Raw genomic sequence first — 13,580 nt, forward strand, 5'->3', positions numbered from 1 at the left:
TCAGCGCCCCAGATACACTTCGATCACCCGCTCGTCCGCCTGCACCTGCCGCAGCGTCCCCTCCGCCAGCACCGCGCCTTCGGCCAGCACCGTCACCCGGCCGCCCAGGCTGGCGACGAAATCCATATCGTGTTCCACCACCATCAGGGAGTGCTCGCCCTTCAGGCTCAGCAGCAGCTCCGCGGTCTGTTCGGTTTCGGCGTCGCTCATGCCGGCCACCGGCTCGTCCAGCAAGAGCAGCTGGGGTTGCTGAGCAAGCAGCATGCCAATCTCCAGCCATTGCTTTGGGCCGTGCGACAGCAGGCCGGCCAGCCTGCCGCGCTGCTCCTGCAGCCGCACCCGTTCCAGCAATTCGTCGACGCGGCGGCGCTGAGCCGCGCCCAGCCGCGCGCGCAGGCTGGCGCGCACCGAGCGGTCTCCGGCCAGCGCCAGCTCCAGGTTGTCCGCCACCGTCATCGCCTCGAACACCGTGGGCTTCTGGAATTTGCGCCCTATGCCCAGTTGGGCGATCTCGGCCTCGTCGTATCTGCGCAGGTCCAGGGTCTGGCCGAAGAACACGCTGCCGGCGTCCGGCCGGGTCTTGCCGGTGATCACATCCATCATCGTGGTCTTGCCGGCGCCGTTGGGGCCGATCACCACGCGCAATTCGCCGACTGCGATCGACAGCGTCAAACGGTTCAGCGCGCGGTAACCGTCGAAATCAACTATGACATCGTCAAGATATAATATCTGTCCATGCCGAATGTCCAGCCCCGGCGTCAATGGCCGGGACAAGCCCACCGCCTCGCCCTCCCACTGTCCGCGCGGAACGGGATTTTCGCTTGTTGTATTCATGTCGCATATCCGGGAAATCAATAAACGCGCGGCCGCCTCAAGCGCCGCGGCCTCGCGCCAGCCAGCCCATCAAGCCGCGCGGCAGCAACAGGGTGCCGGCGATGAACAGCCCGCCTAGGAAGAACAGCCAGTACTCCGGAAAGGCCACGGTAAACCAGCTCTTGGCGGCATTGACCAAGACGGCGCCCAGCACCGGTCCGATCAAGGTGCCGCGGCCGCCCACCGCCACCCAAATGGCGGCCTCGATCGAATTGCCCGGCGACATCTCGCCCGGATTGATGATGCCGGCCTGCGGCACGTACAAGGCCCCGGCCAGGCCGCAGAGCATGGCGGACAACACCCATACCGCCAGCTTGTAGTCTTGCGGCCGGTAGCCGCAGAACATCAGCCGCGATTCGGCGTCGCGCACCGCGGTGAGCACGCGGCCGAACTTGCCGCGCGTCAGCCGGAACGCCCCCAGCAAAGCCAGCGACAGCAAGAGCGCGCTGAGGACGAACAGCCAGGCGCGGGTGGCCGGCTCAGCGATGCCGAAGCCCAGGATGCGCTTGAAGCCGGTAAAGCCGTTATTGCCGCCAAAGCCGGTTTCGTTGCGGAAGAACAGCAGCATCGCCGCATAGGTCAGCGCCTGGGTGATGATGGAAAAATACACGCCGCGGATGCGGGAACGGAAAGCCAGCCAGCCAAAGCCCAGCGCCAACAATCCAGGCGCGCCCACCGCCAGGCACAGGGCCCAGGCCAGGTGTTCGCTGCCCTGCCAGAACCACGGCAGCGTCCGCCAGTCCAGCGACACCATGAAATCCGGCAGCGCGCTCTGGTAGACGCCGTCGCCGCCGATCTGACGCATCAGATACATGCCCATGCCGTAGCCGCCCAGCGCGAAGAACAGGCCGTGGCCCAGGCTGAGCAAGCCGGCATAGCCCCAGACCAGGTCCAAAGCCAGCGCCAGCACCGCGTAGCACAGAATCTTGCCCGCCAGCGTCAGAACATAGGCCGACACCCGCCAGCCGCTGTCCGCCGGCGCGAACACATGCAGCAAGGGCAAGGCCAGCAGACCGAGCCAGACCAGCACCAGCGCCGCCGCGCCCCAGCGCCGTCGGCCCAGGCCGGACAAGAGCCGCAAAGAGTAAGGAAGATGCATGGCGGCTCCTAATCCACGGCCCGGCCCTTGAGGGCGAACAGGCCTTGCGGACGTTTTTGGATGAACAGAATGATGCCGGCCAGGATCAGAATCTTGCCCAGCACCGCGCCCAGCGCCGGCTCCAACAGCTTGTTGGCCACGCCCAGGCCCAGCGCGCCCCATGCCGCGCCGGCCAGCTGGCCCACCCCGCCCAGCACCACCACCATGAAGCTGTCGACGATATAGCCCTGACCCAGGTCCGGGCCGACATTGCCGATCTGGCTCAGCGCCACTCCGCCCAGGCCGGCGATGCCGCTGCCCAGGCCGAAGGCCAACATGTCCACCCGCCCGGTGGCCACGCCCAGGCTGTCCGCCATGCGCCGGTTCTGAGTCACCGCGCGCACGAACAGGCCCAGCCGGCTGCGGTTCAGCGCCAGCCAGACCAGGCCCAGCGTCAGCGCGGAGAACAGGATGACGGCGATGCGGTTGTAGGGCAGCGTCAGCGCCGGGCTCAAGGCCCAGCCGCCGTTCAGCCAGCCGGGGTTGGCCACCGCCACGTTTTGCGCGCCGAACAAGGTCCGCACCAGCTGCATCAACACCAGGCTGATGCCCCAGGTGGCCAGCAGCGTTTCCAGCGGGCGGCCGTAGAGGTGGCGGATCACCAGCCTCTCCAGCGCCATGCCCACGGCGGCGGTCAGCAGGAAGGCCGCCGGCAGGGCCAGCGCCAGATAGGCGTCGGCGGCGGCCGGCCAGCGGCTGTGGAACAGGCTTTGCGCCGCGTAGGCGACATAGGCCCCCAGCATCAGCATTTCGCCATGCGCCATATTGATCACGCCCAGCAGGCCGTAAGTGACGGCCAGGCCCAAGGCCGCCAGCAGCAGCACCGAACCCAGGCTGAGGCCGGCGAAGGCCGCGCCCAGCAGATTGTCTATCCGCACGCTGGCGCGGATGGCCGCTTGCGCCCTCATCGCGGCGGCGTCGGTCAAGGGCGCCAGCAAGGCCAAGGCCGCCGGATCGCCGCTGTCCGCCAGCGCCATGGCGGCGGCCCGCCGCTGCGCCGGGTCCGGACTGCTCAGCGACAGGCGGGCGCCGGCCCGTTCCAGCGCGCGCCGCAGCTCGGCGTCGCCCTCCCTCGCCAAGCGTTCCCTCAGCAAGGGCAGCAGCGCCGGGTTCCCGCTGTCGGCCAGCGCGCGGACCGCGGCCAGCCGCCGCCCGGGGTCCGCCGCGGCCAGTTCGTCGACCGCGTGAAACACCGCCAGGGCGCCGCGCAGCCGGTTGTTCAACGGCAGCGGTTCCAGGCTGGCGGCGTCGCCCGCCGCCGGCTGGCCGGACACCGCGTCGCCAAGCGCGCCGTCCGGCCGCTGCCACAGCACGCGCAGACCGTCGGCGGACTGCAATAGCCGGCCCTGCTCCAAGGTGGCCACCGCCGCGCGGCGCTCGGCGTCCGGGCGCGGCGCCCAGCTTTCGATCAAGCCGGCGCGTTCGGCCGGATCGGCTCCGGCCAGCTCGGCCAAGGGGCCGGCGCCGGCCGCGGCGCACCACAGCGCCAGCGCCCAAGGCAGGGCTTTACTCCAGGACATGGCGGGCTCCTTTCCGGCTCACTTGCTTTTCACCGGGGTGTCCGGCCGCTTGTCGTTGCCGGGCAGATACGGGCTCCACGGCTGGGCGCGCACCACGCTCCGGCTCTTCCACACCACCGAGAACTGCCCGTTGGGCTGAATCTCGCCAATCATCACCGGCTTGCGCAAATGATGGTTGCGGGCGTCCATTTCCAGCGTGAAGCCGGACGGCGCGTCCATCCGCAGCCCGGCCAGGGCCTTGCTCACCGCGGCCGCGTCGGTGCCGCCGGCCTTGCGCACAGCCTGCGCCCACAGCCGGACCCCGACATAGGTCGCCTCCATCGGATCGTTGGTCACCAGCTTGTCCGCCCCGGCGACGCCCTTCTTGCGCGCCCAGGCGCGGTAGTCCGCCACCCACTTGGCGTTGACCGGATTTCTCACGCTCATGAAGTAATTCCAGGCCGCCAGATGGCCGGCCAGCGGTTTGGCGTCGATGCCCTTCAGCTCCTCCTCGCCCACCGAGAACGCCATCACCGGCACCTCGGCCGCCTTCAGGCCCTGATTGCCCAGTTCCTTGTAGAACGGCACATTGGAGTCGCCGTTGATGGTGGACACCACCGCGGTCTTGCCGCCGGCGGCGAACTTCTTGATGTTGGCGACGATGGTCTGGTAATCGTTATGGCCAAACGGGGTGTAGGCCTCCTGGATGTCCGCGTCCTTGACCCCCTTGGTTTTGAGAAAGGCGCGCAGAATCTTGTTGGTGGTGCGCGGATAGACGTAATCCGTGCCCAGCAGGAAGAAGCGCCGCGCGCCGCCGCCCTCCTTGCTCATCAGGTATTCCACCGCAGGGATCGCCTGCTGATTGGGCGCGGCGCCGGTGTAGAACACATTGGGCGACATTTCCTCGCCCTCGTACTGCACCGGGTAGAACAGCAGGCCGTTCAGTTCCTCGAACACCGGCAACACCGATTTGCGCGACACCGAAGTCCAACAGCCGAAGGTCGCCGCCACCTTGTCGCGGCTCAGCAATTGGCGCGCCTTCTCCGCGAACAGCGGCCAGTTGGACGCCGGGTCCACCACCACCGGCTCCAGCTTCTTGCCCAAGACCCCGCCTTCGGCGTTGATCTGGTCGATGGCGAACAGCGCCATATTCTTGAGCGAGGTTTCGGAAATGGCCATGGTGCCGGACAGGGAGTGCAACACCCCCACCTTGATGGTGTCGGCGGCGAGAGCCGGCGCGGCGCCGAAGCCGCTCAGCGCCAGGCTCAGCGCAAGGGAAGACAAGACATGAGGGCGAATCAACATGGGAAGCTCCTGGGGCGATCCTGAAGCGCCGGGAGGCCGTCCGGCCGGCCCGGCGAGGAATTGTTGCACTGCAGGATCAGACTAAGCCCCGGCCCGCCCGGCCGGAATACGTTACATGACGTATGCCCCGTCACCCGCCGCCGCCGGCGCTGCGCAAGGCCAGCGCCGCGGCCGAGGTGCGGGTCTCCACCCCCAGGCGGGCGAACACATGCTCCAGGTGCTTGTTGACGGTGCGCGGACTCATGCCGAGGATGTCGCCGATATCGCGGTTGGTCTTGCCCAGGCTCAGCCAATGCAGCACCTCGGCCTGGCGCGGAGTCAGCCCCAGCGCCCGCATCAGGCGCCGCGGCGCCGCGCCGTCTCCCGCCTCGCTCAAGGCCAGCAGGCACTCGTCCCCGGCCAGCCGCCGCGCCAGCAAGGCCGCGCCGTCGCCTTCGGCCAAGGTCAGGCTGGCCCCCGCCGCGGCCTGGGCCAGCCAGGGCCGCCAACGCGCCGCCAGCGCCGCCTCGGACCAGCCGTGGGCTTGCAGCAGGCCGCGCGCGCGCTCGGTCAGCCACAGCGGCCGGCCGCTGGCCGGGTCCGCCGCCAGCAAGGCCTGGCCCGACGCCTCCAGCGCCTGCCGCGCCCGGCACAGCTGGCGCGCGCTGCCGATATGGGCGGCCAGCCGCGCCAGCACCTCCGCCGGCCGCAGCGGCTTGATCACGTAGTCCGCGCCGCCGGCGGCAAACGCCGCCAGCACGTGCTCGCTGTCGCTGAGCCCGGTCATGAACACGATGGGAATCGCCTGCGTTTCCGCCCCCGCCTTCAAGCGCCGCGCCGTCTCGAAGCCGTCCATGCCCGGCATCAACGCGTCCAGCAGAATGATGTCCGGCCGGCACTCGGCGGCGCGGCCCAAGGCCGCCGCGCCGTCCGTGGCCAGCAAGACCCGGTAGCCGGCCAGGTCCAGCGCATCGTGCAGCAAGGCCAGGTTTTCCGGCTGATCGTCCACGATCAGCACCGTCGCCCGCTCCGGCCGCGGCGCGCTCACGCCGGCGCTCCCGGCAGCCATCGCAGCAATTCGTCCAGCCGGCAGCCGTCCAGCAGGCTCCGCGCCCGCGCCAGAAACGGCCCGTAAGCCGGGTCCGCCCCCAGCGCGCCCACCTCCATGCGCAGCAAGGCGGCGCGCGCGCCGCGCAGATAGCCGCGCCGCAAAGCCTGCCGCAACTCGTCCAGCGCCTCCTCCGGCGGCCAGCGCAGCGCCGGCTCCTCGCCGCTCAGCCACTCCAGCTGCAAGCGTCGGCCTATCCAGTCCAGCAGCTGCTCGACGCGGATGGGCTTGACGAAGAAATCCTCGGCGCGGATGCCCGCGTCGTTGTCCTGTCCCCGCTCGAAGGCGTTGGCGGAAATCACCGCCAGCGCAGGCGCGTCGCCGTGCCGGCGACGGATGCGCCGCAGGGTTTCCCAGCCGTCCAGGCCCGGCATCGCCAGATCCATGCACACCAGATCCGGCAGCGTCCCGGCCTGCTCCAGCCAGTCCAGGCAAGCCTGGCCGCCGGCCGCCTGCTCCACCTCGAAACCCAGGGGCGACAAAGCGCTGGCCAGCATCTCCCGGTCCTGCTCATGATTGTCCACCAGCAGCACCCGCCGCCTCCGGCCCTGGTAGCCGACGCGCGCCGACAAGGGCGCCGCCGGCGCGGCGCCCAGCCGCGGCAGGAACAGGCGCAACGTGAACACGCAGCCCCCGCCCGGCCGGCTGTCCAGCCTCAGCTCCCCGCCCATCAGCGAGGTCAGCATGCCCGCAATGGTCAGCCCCAGCCCGCTGCCGCTCTGGCCGGCGGCCCCGCCGCCGCGCTCAAACGGCTCGAACACGCGCTCGGCCTCCTCCGGCGCGATGCCGGGCCCGGTGTCGGCAATTTCAAAACACGCCACCTCGCCCTGATAACGCAGGCCCAGGCTGACCTCGCCATGAGTGGTGAACTTGACCGCGTTGCCCAGCAAATTGATCAGAATCTGCCGCAGCCGCCGTTCGTCGGCGCGCACCAGCGCCGGCCACTCGCCTTGCGGCAGGAAGCGGAAGTCCAGGCCCTTGTCCCGTGCCTGCAGCTGGAACATCGCCGTCAATTGGCCGATCAGCGCGGCGAAGTCCAGCGGCCGCGGCTCCAGGCTGAGCCGGCCGCTTTCTATCCGCGCCAGATCCAGCGTGCCCTCGATCACCGACAGCAGGTGATCCCCGCTGCGGCGGATCACCGCCAGCGCCGGCCGTTTCGACGGCGGAATCTCCAGGTCCCCGTCCAGGATCTGCGCATAACCCAGCATGCTGTTCAGCGGCGTACGCAGCTCATGGCTGAGCGTGCTCACGTAGCGGCTCTTGGCCTGATTGGCCTGCTCCGCGTCGCGGCGCGCCTTTTGCAGCAAGGCGTCGGTGCGGCGATGGGAAGCGATCTCGCGCAATAAGCGCTGGGTCTGCCGCTTGGATTCCTGCCGCGCCACCTGCCGGCTCTGCCGCAACAAGACCAGCCACCAGGCCAGCACGCTGCAGCCCAGCAGCAGGCCCGCGCCCAATTGCGGCAGCCGCGCCGCCAGCCCCTCCAAGGCCGGGCGGCTCCGCGCCCAAAAGGACAAGCCGGCCATAAGCAGGCCCAGCCCCGCCAGCATGGGCGTCATCAGCAGCAGATAATCGGCCAGGCCGCGTTGCAGATACGGCCGGCAGCCCCGCGGCAGCAGCCGGCTCAGCCAGGCGCGCCACTGCTTGTCCAGCCGCGCCTTGGGCTTGCAGCGGTCCTCGCAACGCGCGTCCAGCGTGCAGCACAAGGAACAGATCCAGCCGCGATACGCTGGGCAACTGACCATGTCCGGCGGCTCGTACTGGCGGCGGCACAATACGCAGCGCTGCGGCGGAGCCGGCGGCGACGCCGGCTGTCGCGCCAGGTAATAACGGCCGCCGCTGAGCCAGGCCAGCACCGGCGTGGCCAGCAAGGCGGTCAGCAAGGACAGGAAGGGGGCCAGCGGCTGCATCTGCTCGCCCAGCGCCCCCAGATGCGCCGACACCGAAACCGCCGAGGCCAGGAGCAGCGAACCCAGCCCCACCGGATTGACGTCGTAGAGATAGCCGCGGCGGAACTCAATGCCCGGCGGGCTCAGCCCCAGCGGCTTGTTGATGGCCAAATCCGCCGCCACGGTCACCATCCAGGCGATGGCCAGATTGGCGAACAGCGCCAGCACGTGCGCCAGCGCCTGGAAAATCTCCAGCTCCATCAGCAAGAGCGCGATCAAGAGATTGAAAGCCACCCACACCACCCGCCCCGGATGGCTATGGGTCAGCCGCGCGAAGAAATTGGACCAGGCCAGCGAACCGGCGTAGGCATTGGTGACATTGATCTTCAGCTGCGACAGCAGCACGAACAGCACCGTCGCCGCCAGCGCCAGCCGGCCGTCGCCCCAGATCCGGGCGTAGCCGAACCAATACAGGCGCGCCGGATCCGGCGCCGGCCCGCCGACCTGACCATGGTCCAGAACCAGCCAGGCCAGCAGCGCGCCGCCCAACATCTTCAGCATGCCGGGCAATACCCAGCCCGGGCCCCCGGCCAGGCAGGCCAGCCACCAGCGGCGGCGCTGGCCGGCGGCGGGCGGCGGCATGAAGCGCAGATAGTCCGCCTGCTCCCCCATCTGCGCGATCAAGGCGATGCCGATGCCGAAAGCCGCACCAAAACGACGCAGATCGAAGCCGCCCGCACCGCCTTCCGCCCCGGCGTAGTGCCAAAAGCCGCTCAAGGCCTCCGGCTGGCGCGCCAGCACGAAACCATAGGGCAGCAACAGCAAGCCCAGCCACAGCGGCTGGGTCCAGACTTGCAGCCGGCTGATGGCGGTGACGCCGTGGGCCACCAGCGGCAGCACCGCCACGGTGCACAGCACATAGCCCCAGGCCGGCGGCAGGCCGAAGCCCAACTCCAGCGCATAGGCCATGATGGCCGCTTCCAGCGCGAAGAAAATAAAGGTGAAGGCCGCGTACAGCAAAGAGGTGACGGCGGAACCCAGATAGCCGAAGCCGGCGCCGCGGGTCAGCAGATCCATGTCCACGCCGTAGCGGGCGGCGTAAACGCTGATAGGCAGGCCGGCCAGCAGAATCACCAGCCCCACCGCCAGAATGGCCCAGGCCGCATTGACGAAGCCGCCCGCCGTCAGCATCGCCGCGCCCACCGCCTCCAACACCAGAAAAGCGGCGGCGCCGCCCAGCGCGGTGTGCGCCACCCGCCACGGCGACCAGCGCCGGAAGCTCTGCGGGGTATAGCGCAAGGCATAGTCTTCCAGCGACTCGCGCGCCACCCAACTGTTGTAATCGCGGCGAACTTTCACCGCGTAAAGCGGCGCGGGATGGGAAGCGGACATGGCGGCGGCCTTGAGGCGATGCTAACAACTGCTTTAATGCAAAAAGCCTGCCAAGCGCCGCCGCGCGCGGCAAAAGGCCGCCATTTCCCATCGCCGCCCTGCGCGCCGTTTTATACGATACGAATGGCGAATGTACTGATTCAGCGGCGAATTTCGGGCCGCCGCCTGCAAACAAGCTATTCACACAACATTAAGCAAGCGCTAATATTGATTGGCAACCACCACCCAGGCCGGCTCCGCCGGCCCGCCACATTAAGGAATTCCCGATGGATACCCTGCTGTTTCTGCTATTGGCCGCCTCATTGCTGGCCTTGATCCTGCGCAAGCGCCAATGGGCCTACGCCTGCTGGGGCCTGGCCTTCGCGCTCACGCTGTACTGGTTCAAGTTCCACGCCACCAGCAGTCTGCCCATTTCGCTGTGAGGAACCCGACATGACGCACAACCTCACCGACAAGTTGAACCAACTGGGCCTGCTGCTGATCAACCTGATGCTGCTGGTCGCCTTCTACTTCCAGTTCGCCCAGCATGAGCTGCCCTGCCCGCTCTGCCTGCTGCAACGCGTGGCCTTGTGCGCCATCGCGGTGGCGCTGGCCGCCAATGTGCTGCTGGGCGACAAGCCCGGCCATTACGGCATGATGCTGCTGGCCGCCGCCGCCGGCTTCGCCGTGGCCGGCCGTCAAGTGCTGCTGCACATCGCCCCCGGCGACGCCGGCTTCGGCCCGCCCATCCTGGGCCTTCATTTCTACACCTGGGCCGCCATCGCCTTTTTCGCCGTCTTCATCGGCTGCGGCCTGCTGCTGATGCAGTGCCAGCGCGAACACAGCTTCGACCGTCAGCCCCCGGCGCAGCTGGGCCGGCTGGCCAAGGCCGGCGTCGCCCTGACCATGGCCCTGCTGCTGGGCAACGCCCTGTCCGTATTCCTGGAATGCGGGCTGGCGGCTTGCGGAGAAAGCCCGATCAGCTATCTGCTGCTCAATTAAGCCCGCGCCGCGCCGCCGCTAGATCGACCAATCCTCGTCCGGCGCGGCGGCGCGCGCCGCCGGCGCTTCCGGCCGCAGCACCAGCCACAGCGCCAGCGCGATCAAGGCGCCGCCCAGAGCCTGGGACAGCGTCGCCGTCTCTCCCAGCGCCAGCCAGCTCCAGAAAATGCCGAAGGGCGGAATCAGAAACGTCACCGTCAGCGCCTTCAGCGGGCCGACGTCGGCGATCAGGCGGAAATACAAGACATAGGCCAGCGACGTGCACAGCAGGCCCAAGGCCAGCATCGCCAGCCACACCTCCGCCCCCGCCTCCGGCCAGCCCAGCGGCTGGGAACTCGCCTGCCAGGCCATCAAGGGCAATAGCAGCAAGACCGCGCCCAACTGGCTGCCCAGAGCCACCACGCGGCTGTCCAGCCCGCCGCGGTCCGCAATCCAGCGCTTGGTCAGAAAACCGGCCAGGCCGTAACAGGCGGTGGCCGCCAGGCAAGCCGCCACGCCCCACAAAGCCGCCGTTCCCGTCGCCAGCGGGCCCGTCTGCGTCAGCACCGCCACGCCGGCCAGGCCGATCAGCACGCCGGCCAGCTTGTTGGCGCTAATGCGTTCCCCAAACGCCGCCGCGCCGATCAACACCCCCATCAGCGGCGTGCTGGCGTTCAGGATCGCGCTATAGCCGGCCGGCAACACCCGGGCCGCCAGCGCGAACAAGAGAAAGGGCAAGCCGGAATTGATCACCCCCAGCAGCAAGGTGGCGGCCAGCTTGCCCTTGAAGGACAGCCCCACCCGCAACAAGGCGATCAGCCCCAGCAGGCCCGCCGCCCCCAGCGCCACCCGGCCAAACGCCGTCGGCAACGCGCCCAGCGCCGGCGCGGCGATGCGCATGAACAAAAAGCTGCCGCCCCACAAGGCCGCCAACAACAGCAAACGACTCAAGCTCGCCATTCCCATGATGCCTCTCCCTTCGCCTTGTATTTAACTTTGCTAAACCAGATACTGAAATCATCAACCGCATAGATGCCGCAAACAAACGATTTTTCCTGCCTGACGATTTAGAAAATCTAAACTCATATGCCCAAACCGCCGCTGGAATCCCTGCGCTTCTTCGAAGCCGCCGCGCGCCGGCTCAGCGTCAAGCTGGCCGCCGAAGAACTGCACGTCACCCCCGGCGCGGTCTCCCAGCAACTGCGCAAGCTGGAAGACTGCCTGGGCCAGCCGCTGTTCGAGCGCCGCGCGCGCGGCCTGACGCTCAACGCCGCCGGCCGCGACTACCTGGCCGCCTGCCGGCAAGCGCTGGACCTGATAGACCACGCCACCGCGCGGCTGACCGGCGCCCGCCGCGTAATCCTGCTCAGCTGCACCCCCTCGTTTGGCGCGCAATGGCTGCTGCCCCGGCTGCAGGGCTTCATGCGCGAGCACCCGCGGATCGACGTCCACGTCAGCACCGGCAACCGCGTGGTCGACCTCGCCGCCGAAAACATCCACTTCGCCGTGCGCCACGGCCTGGGCGATTACCCCGGCCTCAGCGCCTGCAAGCTGCTGGACGACGAACTGACGCCGGTATGCGCGCCCGCGCTGCCGGCGCGGCTGGACGCCCTCGGCGGCGAGCGGCTGCTGCACGACGAACACCGCGGCGACTGGCGGCTGTGGAGCCGCGCCGCCGGCCTGGAACTGGACTGCGAACAAGGCGTGGTCTGCGTGGACTCCAACGCCGCCATAGAGGCCGCGCTGGCCGGCCGCGGCTACGCGCTGGCGCGGCGCTCCTTGCTGCAAGCCGAACTGGCCGCCGGCCGGCTGCGGGAACTGCCGGCGCCGCCGCTGCGCAGCGCCCTCGCTTATTACCTGATACACCGTCCGGACCTCATGCGCGACCCGGAAATGGGCGTCTTCAAACAATGGCTGCTGGAACAAGCCGCGGCGGCCCAAAACAAAAGCCCGCCGGGCGGCGGGCTTGTTGCGCAACAGCGTCTTGGCTAAGGGCCTACAGACGCACGTTCTCGATGCGGGTCACATGCGGCGGCTTGCCGCCCAGCGGCTGGTAGATGTACACCGCCACCAGATGCGGCTGCGCGCCGGGATACACCACCTCCGCGCTGGCCAGGAAAATATAGTTCTCTCCGGCCACCACTTGCGTGGACACCGCCAGCGGCACGTATTTCACGCCCAGCAAACCTTCCGTGGCCTGATGGAAAACCTTGCGGTCTTTTTCATCCACCGGCTGGAAACCGGACCAACCACCCAGCAATTGTTCAGACATGATCATGCTCCCGTAATGAGTTATCCAACACTGGAAACAACACGGAGCCCGCTTCGCTTGCCCCGCCCAATGCCGGTATAGCAAGGGCTCCCGCGCCAGGGCAAGGCTTTAGTTATTACTACGTAATTCACATTTCAAACTAAATTCCCATTTATCATTTTCATATCGCCAAACAGACTTTGGCCAGCCGCTCGGCGTCGCCGGCCAAGCCGCGCACGCATGAAAAAAGCCCCGCGTAGGGGCTGGATTCATCATGGGCATCGCGTCAGCATACGGACAGACGCGCAGCGTAAAGCGGCTCTCAGAACGTGTTTACGATCTCGCGAGCTAAGGCGAGACAAGGCGAAAACCGCTGAGAAAGCGGAGTGTACACACGGCCTATGAGCATTTCGAAGGGGTACTCGCCGTGCCGCGTCTCACGACGCGCAGCAGATCGTAAACAGGTTCTCAGAAATTCAAAGCCCAATCCGGTTGCAAGGCCTTGATCAAGCCCGGCGGCAGACGCTCGCCCTCCACCAGCAAGGAACACTCCAGCGAGAAATGCCGGGGGTCGGACTTGGAGGCCGTCAACAACAAACGCGGCACGTCCGCGTACTGCTGCTCGGGCTTGATGGTTTTCCACGCGCCCTTGTCCCATTGGCGGTACAGCGTACAGACGCCGCCCTTTTCCTTGTCGCAGCTGAATGTCAGATCCGGCCGCTGGGCGACGAATTGCTGGAGCGTCATATCCCGCTGCCCCAGCAAGCGGAAACCCCAGTTATAGGACTCCAACACCCCGTTGACGTCCATCGGACCATTAGTGTTGTGGAAGTGTTCTTCCACGTAATCGCGCAAGGCCCACTGCGGCGTCAACGCCACCGGCTGATCGATGGCGGAATGGCGCAGCAGCGACGTCAAGCCTTCGGACGCGCCGCTGACGTCCTCCTCCATCTCCTGCGCCTGATCGCGGACAGGCTGCATCCGCAACGCGGCGCGGCCGTTTTCCACCGTCACCGGCAGGCCGGGAACGGCCTTGCCGGGCTGGGCGATGTAGCGAAAGAAACTGCCGTCGCAATTGAACATCTGGCGCAGCGCCTCATCATCGGCATGGGCGTGCAGGCTGAGCAACATCAAGAAGGGCAAGCATTTTTTCATTGGCTTTGAACTGCGCTTTTTAGGAAGCCGACGA

General features: G+C 67.8%; 12 protein-coding genes. 3 read left to right on the forward strand and 9 right to left on the reverse strand.

Annotation, left to right across the window (positions count from 1 at the left end; genetic code table 11):
- The 6 genes from urtD to ACODRW_RS13620 all read right to left on the reverse strand — a co-directional run bounded on the left by urtD (position 1) and on the right by ACODRW_RS13620 (position 9,180).
- Complete coding sequence (gene urtD / locus ACODRW_RS13595) at positions 1-834, reverse strand: urea ABC transporter ATP-binding protein UrtD (RefSeq protein WP_488905964.1); 834 nt, start codon at positions 832-834, stop codon at positions 1-3.
- Positions 835-871: 37 nt separating this feature from the next.
- The gene (urtC, locus tag ACODRW_RS13600; protein ID WP_488905965.1) at positions 872-1,972 is read right to left on the reverse strand and encodes an urea ABC transporter permease subunit UrtC; all 1,101 of its coding nucleotides are present in this window, start codon (positions 1,970-1,972) and stop codon (positions 872-874) included.
- A gap of 8 nt (positions 1,973-1,980) precedes the next feature.
- Positions 1,981-3,531, reverse strand: a complete 1,551-nt coding sequence (gene urtB / locus ACODRW_RS13605) for an urea ABC transporter permease subunit UrtB (RefSeq protein ID WP_488905966.1) — start codon at positions 3,529-3,531, stop codon at positions 1,981-1,983.
- 18 nt (positions 3,532-3,549) lie between these two features.
- On the reverse strand, positions 3,550-4,815 hold the full coding sequence (gene urtA, locus ACODRW_RS13610) for an urea ABC transporter substrate-binding protein (RefSeq protein WP_488905967.1): 1,266 nt from the start codon (positions 4,813-4,815) through the stop codon (positions 3,550-3,552).
- A gap of 130 nt (positions 4,816-4,945) precedes the next feature.
- Positions 4,946-5,863: a response regulator gene (locus ACODRW_RS13615; RefSeq protein WP_488905968.1), complete on the reverse strand. Its 918-nt coding sequence runs from the start codon at positions 5,861-5,863 to the stop codon at positions 4,946-4,948.
- Positions 5,839-9,180, reverse strand: coding sequence for a hybrid sensor histidine kinase/response regulator (locus ACODRW_RS13620; protein WP_488905969.1), 3,342 nt, complete (start codon positions 9,178-9,180; stop codon positions 5,839-5,841). The genes ACODRW_RS13615 and ACODRW_RS13620 overlap by 25 nt, the downstream gene beginning before the upstream one ends.
- A 266-nt stretch (positions 9,181-9,446) precedes the next feature.
- Here ACODRW_RS13620 and ACODRW_RS13625 point away from each other — a divergent pair, with 266 nt between their 5' ends.
- Entirely contained in the window at positions 9,447-9,602 is a 156-nt protein-coding gene (locus ACODRW_RS13625; protein WP_158274275.1) for a DUF5993 family protein, read from the forward strand.
- Positions 9,603-9,612: 10 nt separating this feature from the next.
- Positions 9,613-10,161, forward strand: coding sequence for a disulfide bond formation protein B (locus ACODRW_RS13630; protein ID WP_107799321.1), 549 nt, complete (start codon positions 9,613-9,615; stop codon positions 10,159-10,161).
- An 18-nt stretch (positions 10,162-10,179) separates the two neighbouring features.
- Here ACODRW_RS13630 and ACODRW_RS13635 read toward each other — a convergent pair whose 3' ends face one another.
- Positions 10,180-11,106 carry a DMT family transporter gene (locus ACODRW_RS13635; RefSeq protein WP_107799322.1) on the reverse strand — a complete coding sequence of 309 codons (927 nt, stop codon included), beginning with the start codon at positions 11,104-11,106 and terminating at the stop codon, positions 10,180-10,182.
- A gap of 120 nt (positions 11,107-11,226) precedes the next feature.
- On the opposite strand from ACODRW_RS13635, the gene ACODRW_RS13640 reads away from it, so the two are divergent.
- Positions 11,227-12,132 carry a LysR substrate-binding domain-containing protein gene (locus ACODRW_RS13640; protein WP_227108087.1) on the forward strand — a complete coding sequence of 302 codons (906 nt, stop codon included), beginning with the start codon at positions 11,227-11,229 and terminating at the stop codon, positions 12,130-12,132.
- A gap of 4 nt (positions 12,133-12,136) precedes the next feature.
- On the opposite strand, the gene ACODRW_RS13645 is transcribed toward ACODRW_RS13640, so the two are convergent.
- Both ACODRW_RS13645 and ACODRW_RS13650 read right to left on the reverse strand, forming a co-directional pair.
- On the reverse strand, positions 12,137-12,412 hold the full coding sequence (locus tag ACODRW_RS13645; RefSeq protein ID WP_107801776.1) for a hypothetical protein: 276 nt from the start codon (positions 12,410-12,412) through the stop codon (positions 12,137-12,139).
- Between the two features lie 447 nt (positions 12,413-12,859).
- Positions 12,860-13,534, reverse strand: coding sequence for a hypothetical protein (locus tag ACODRW_RS13650; protein ID WP_146176637.1), 675 nt, complete (start codon positions 13,532-13,534; stop codon positions 12,860-12,862).
- Between the last annotated feature and the right edge of the window lie 46 nt (positions 13,535-13,580).

The sequence above is a fragment of the Chromobacterium sp. FG89 genome, assembly GCF_057808735.1.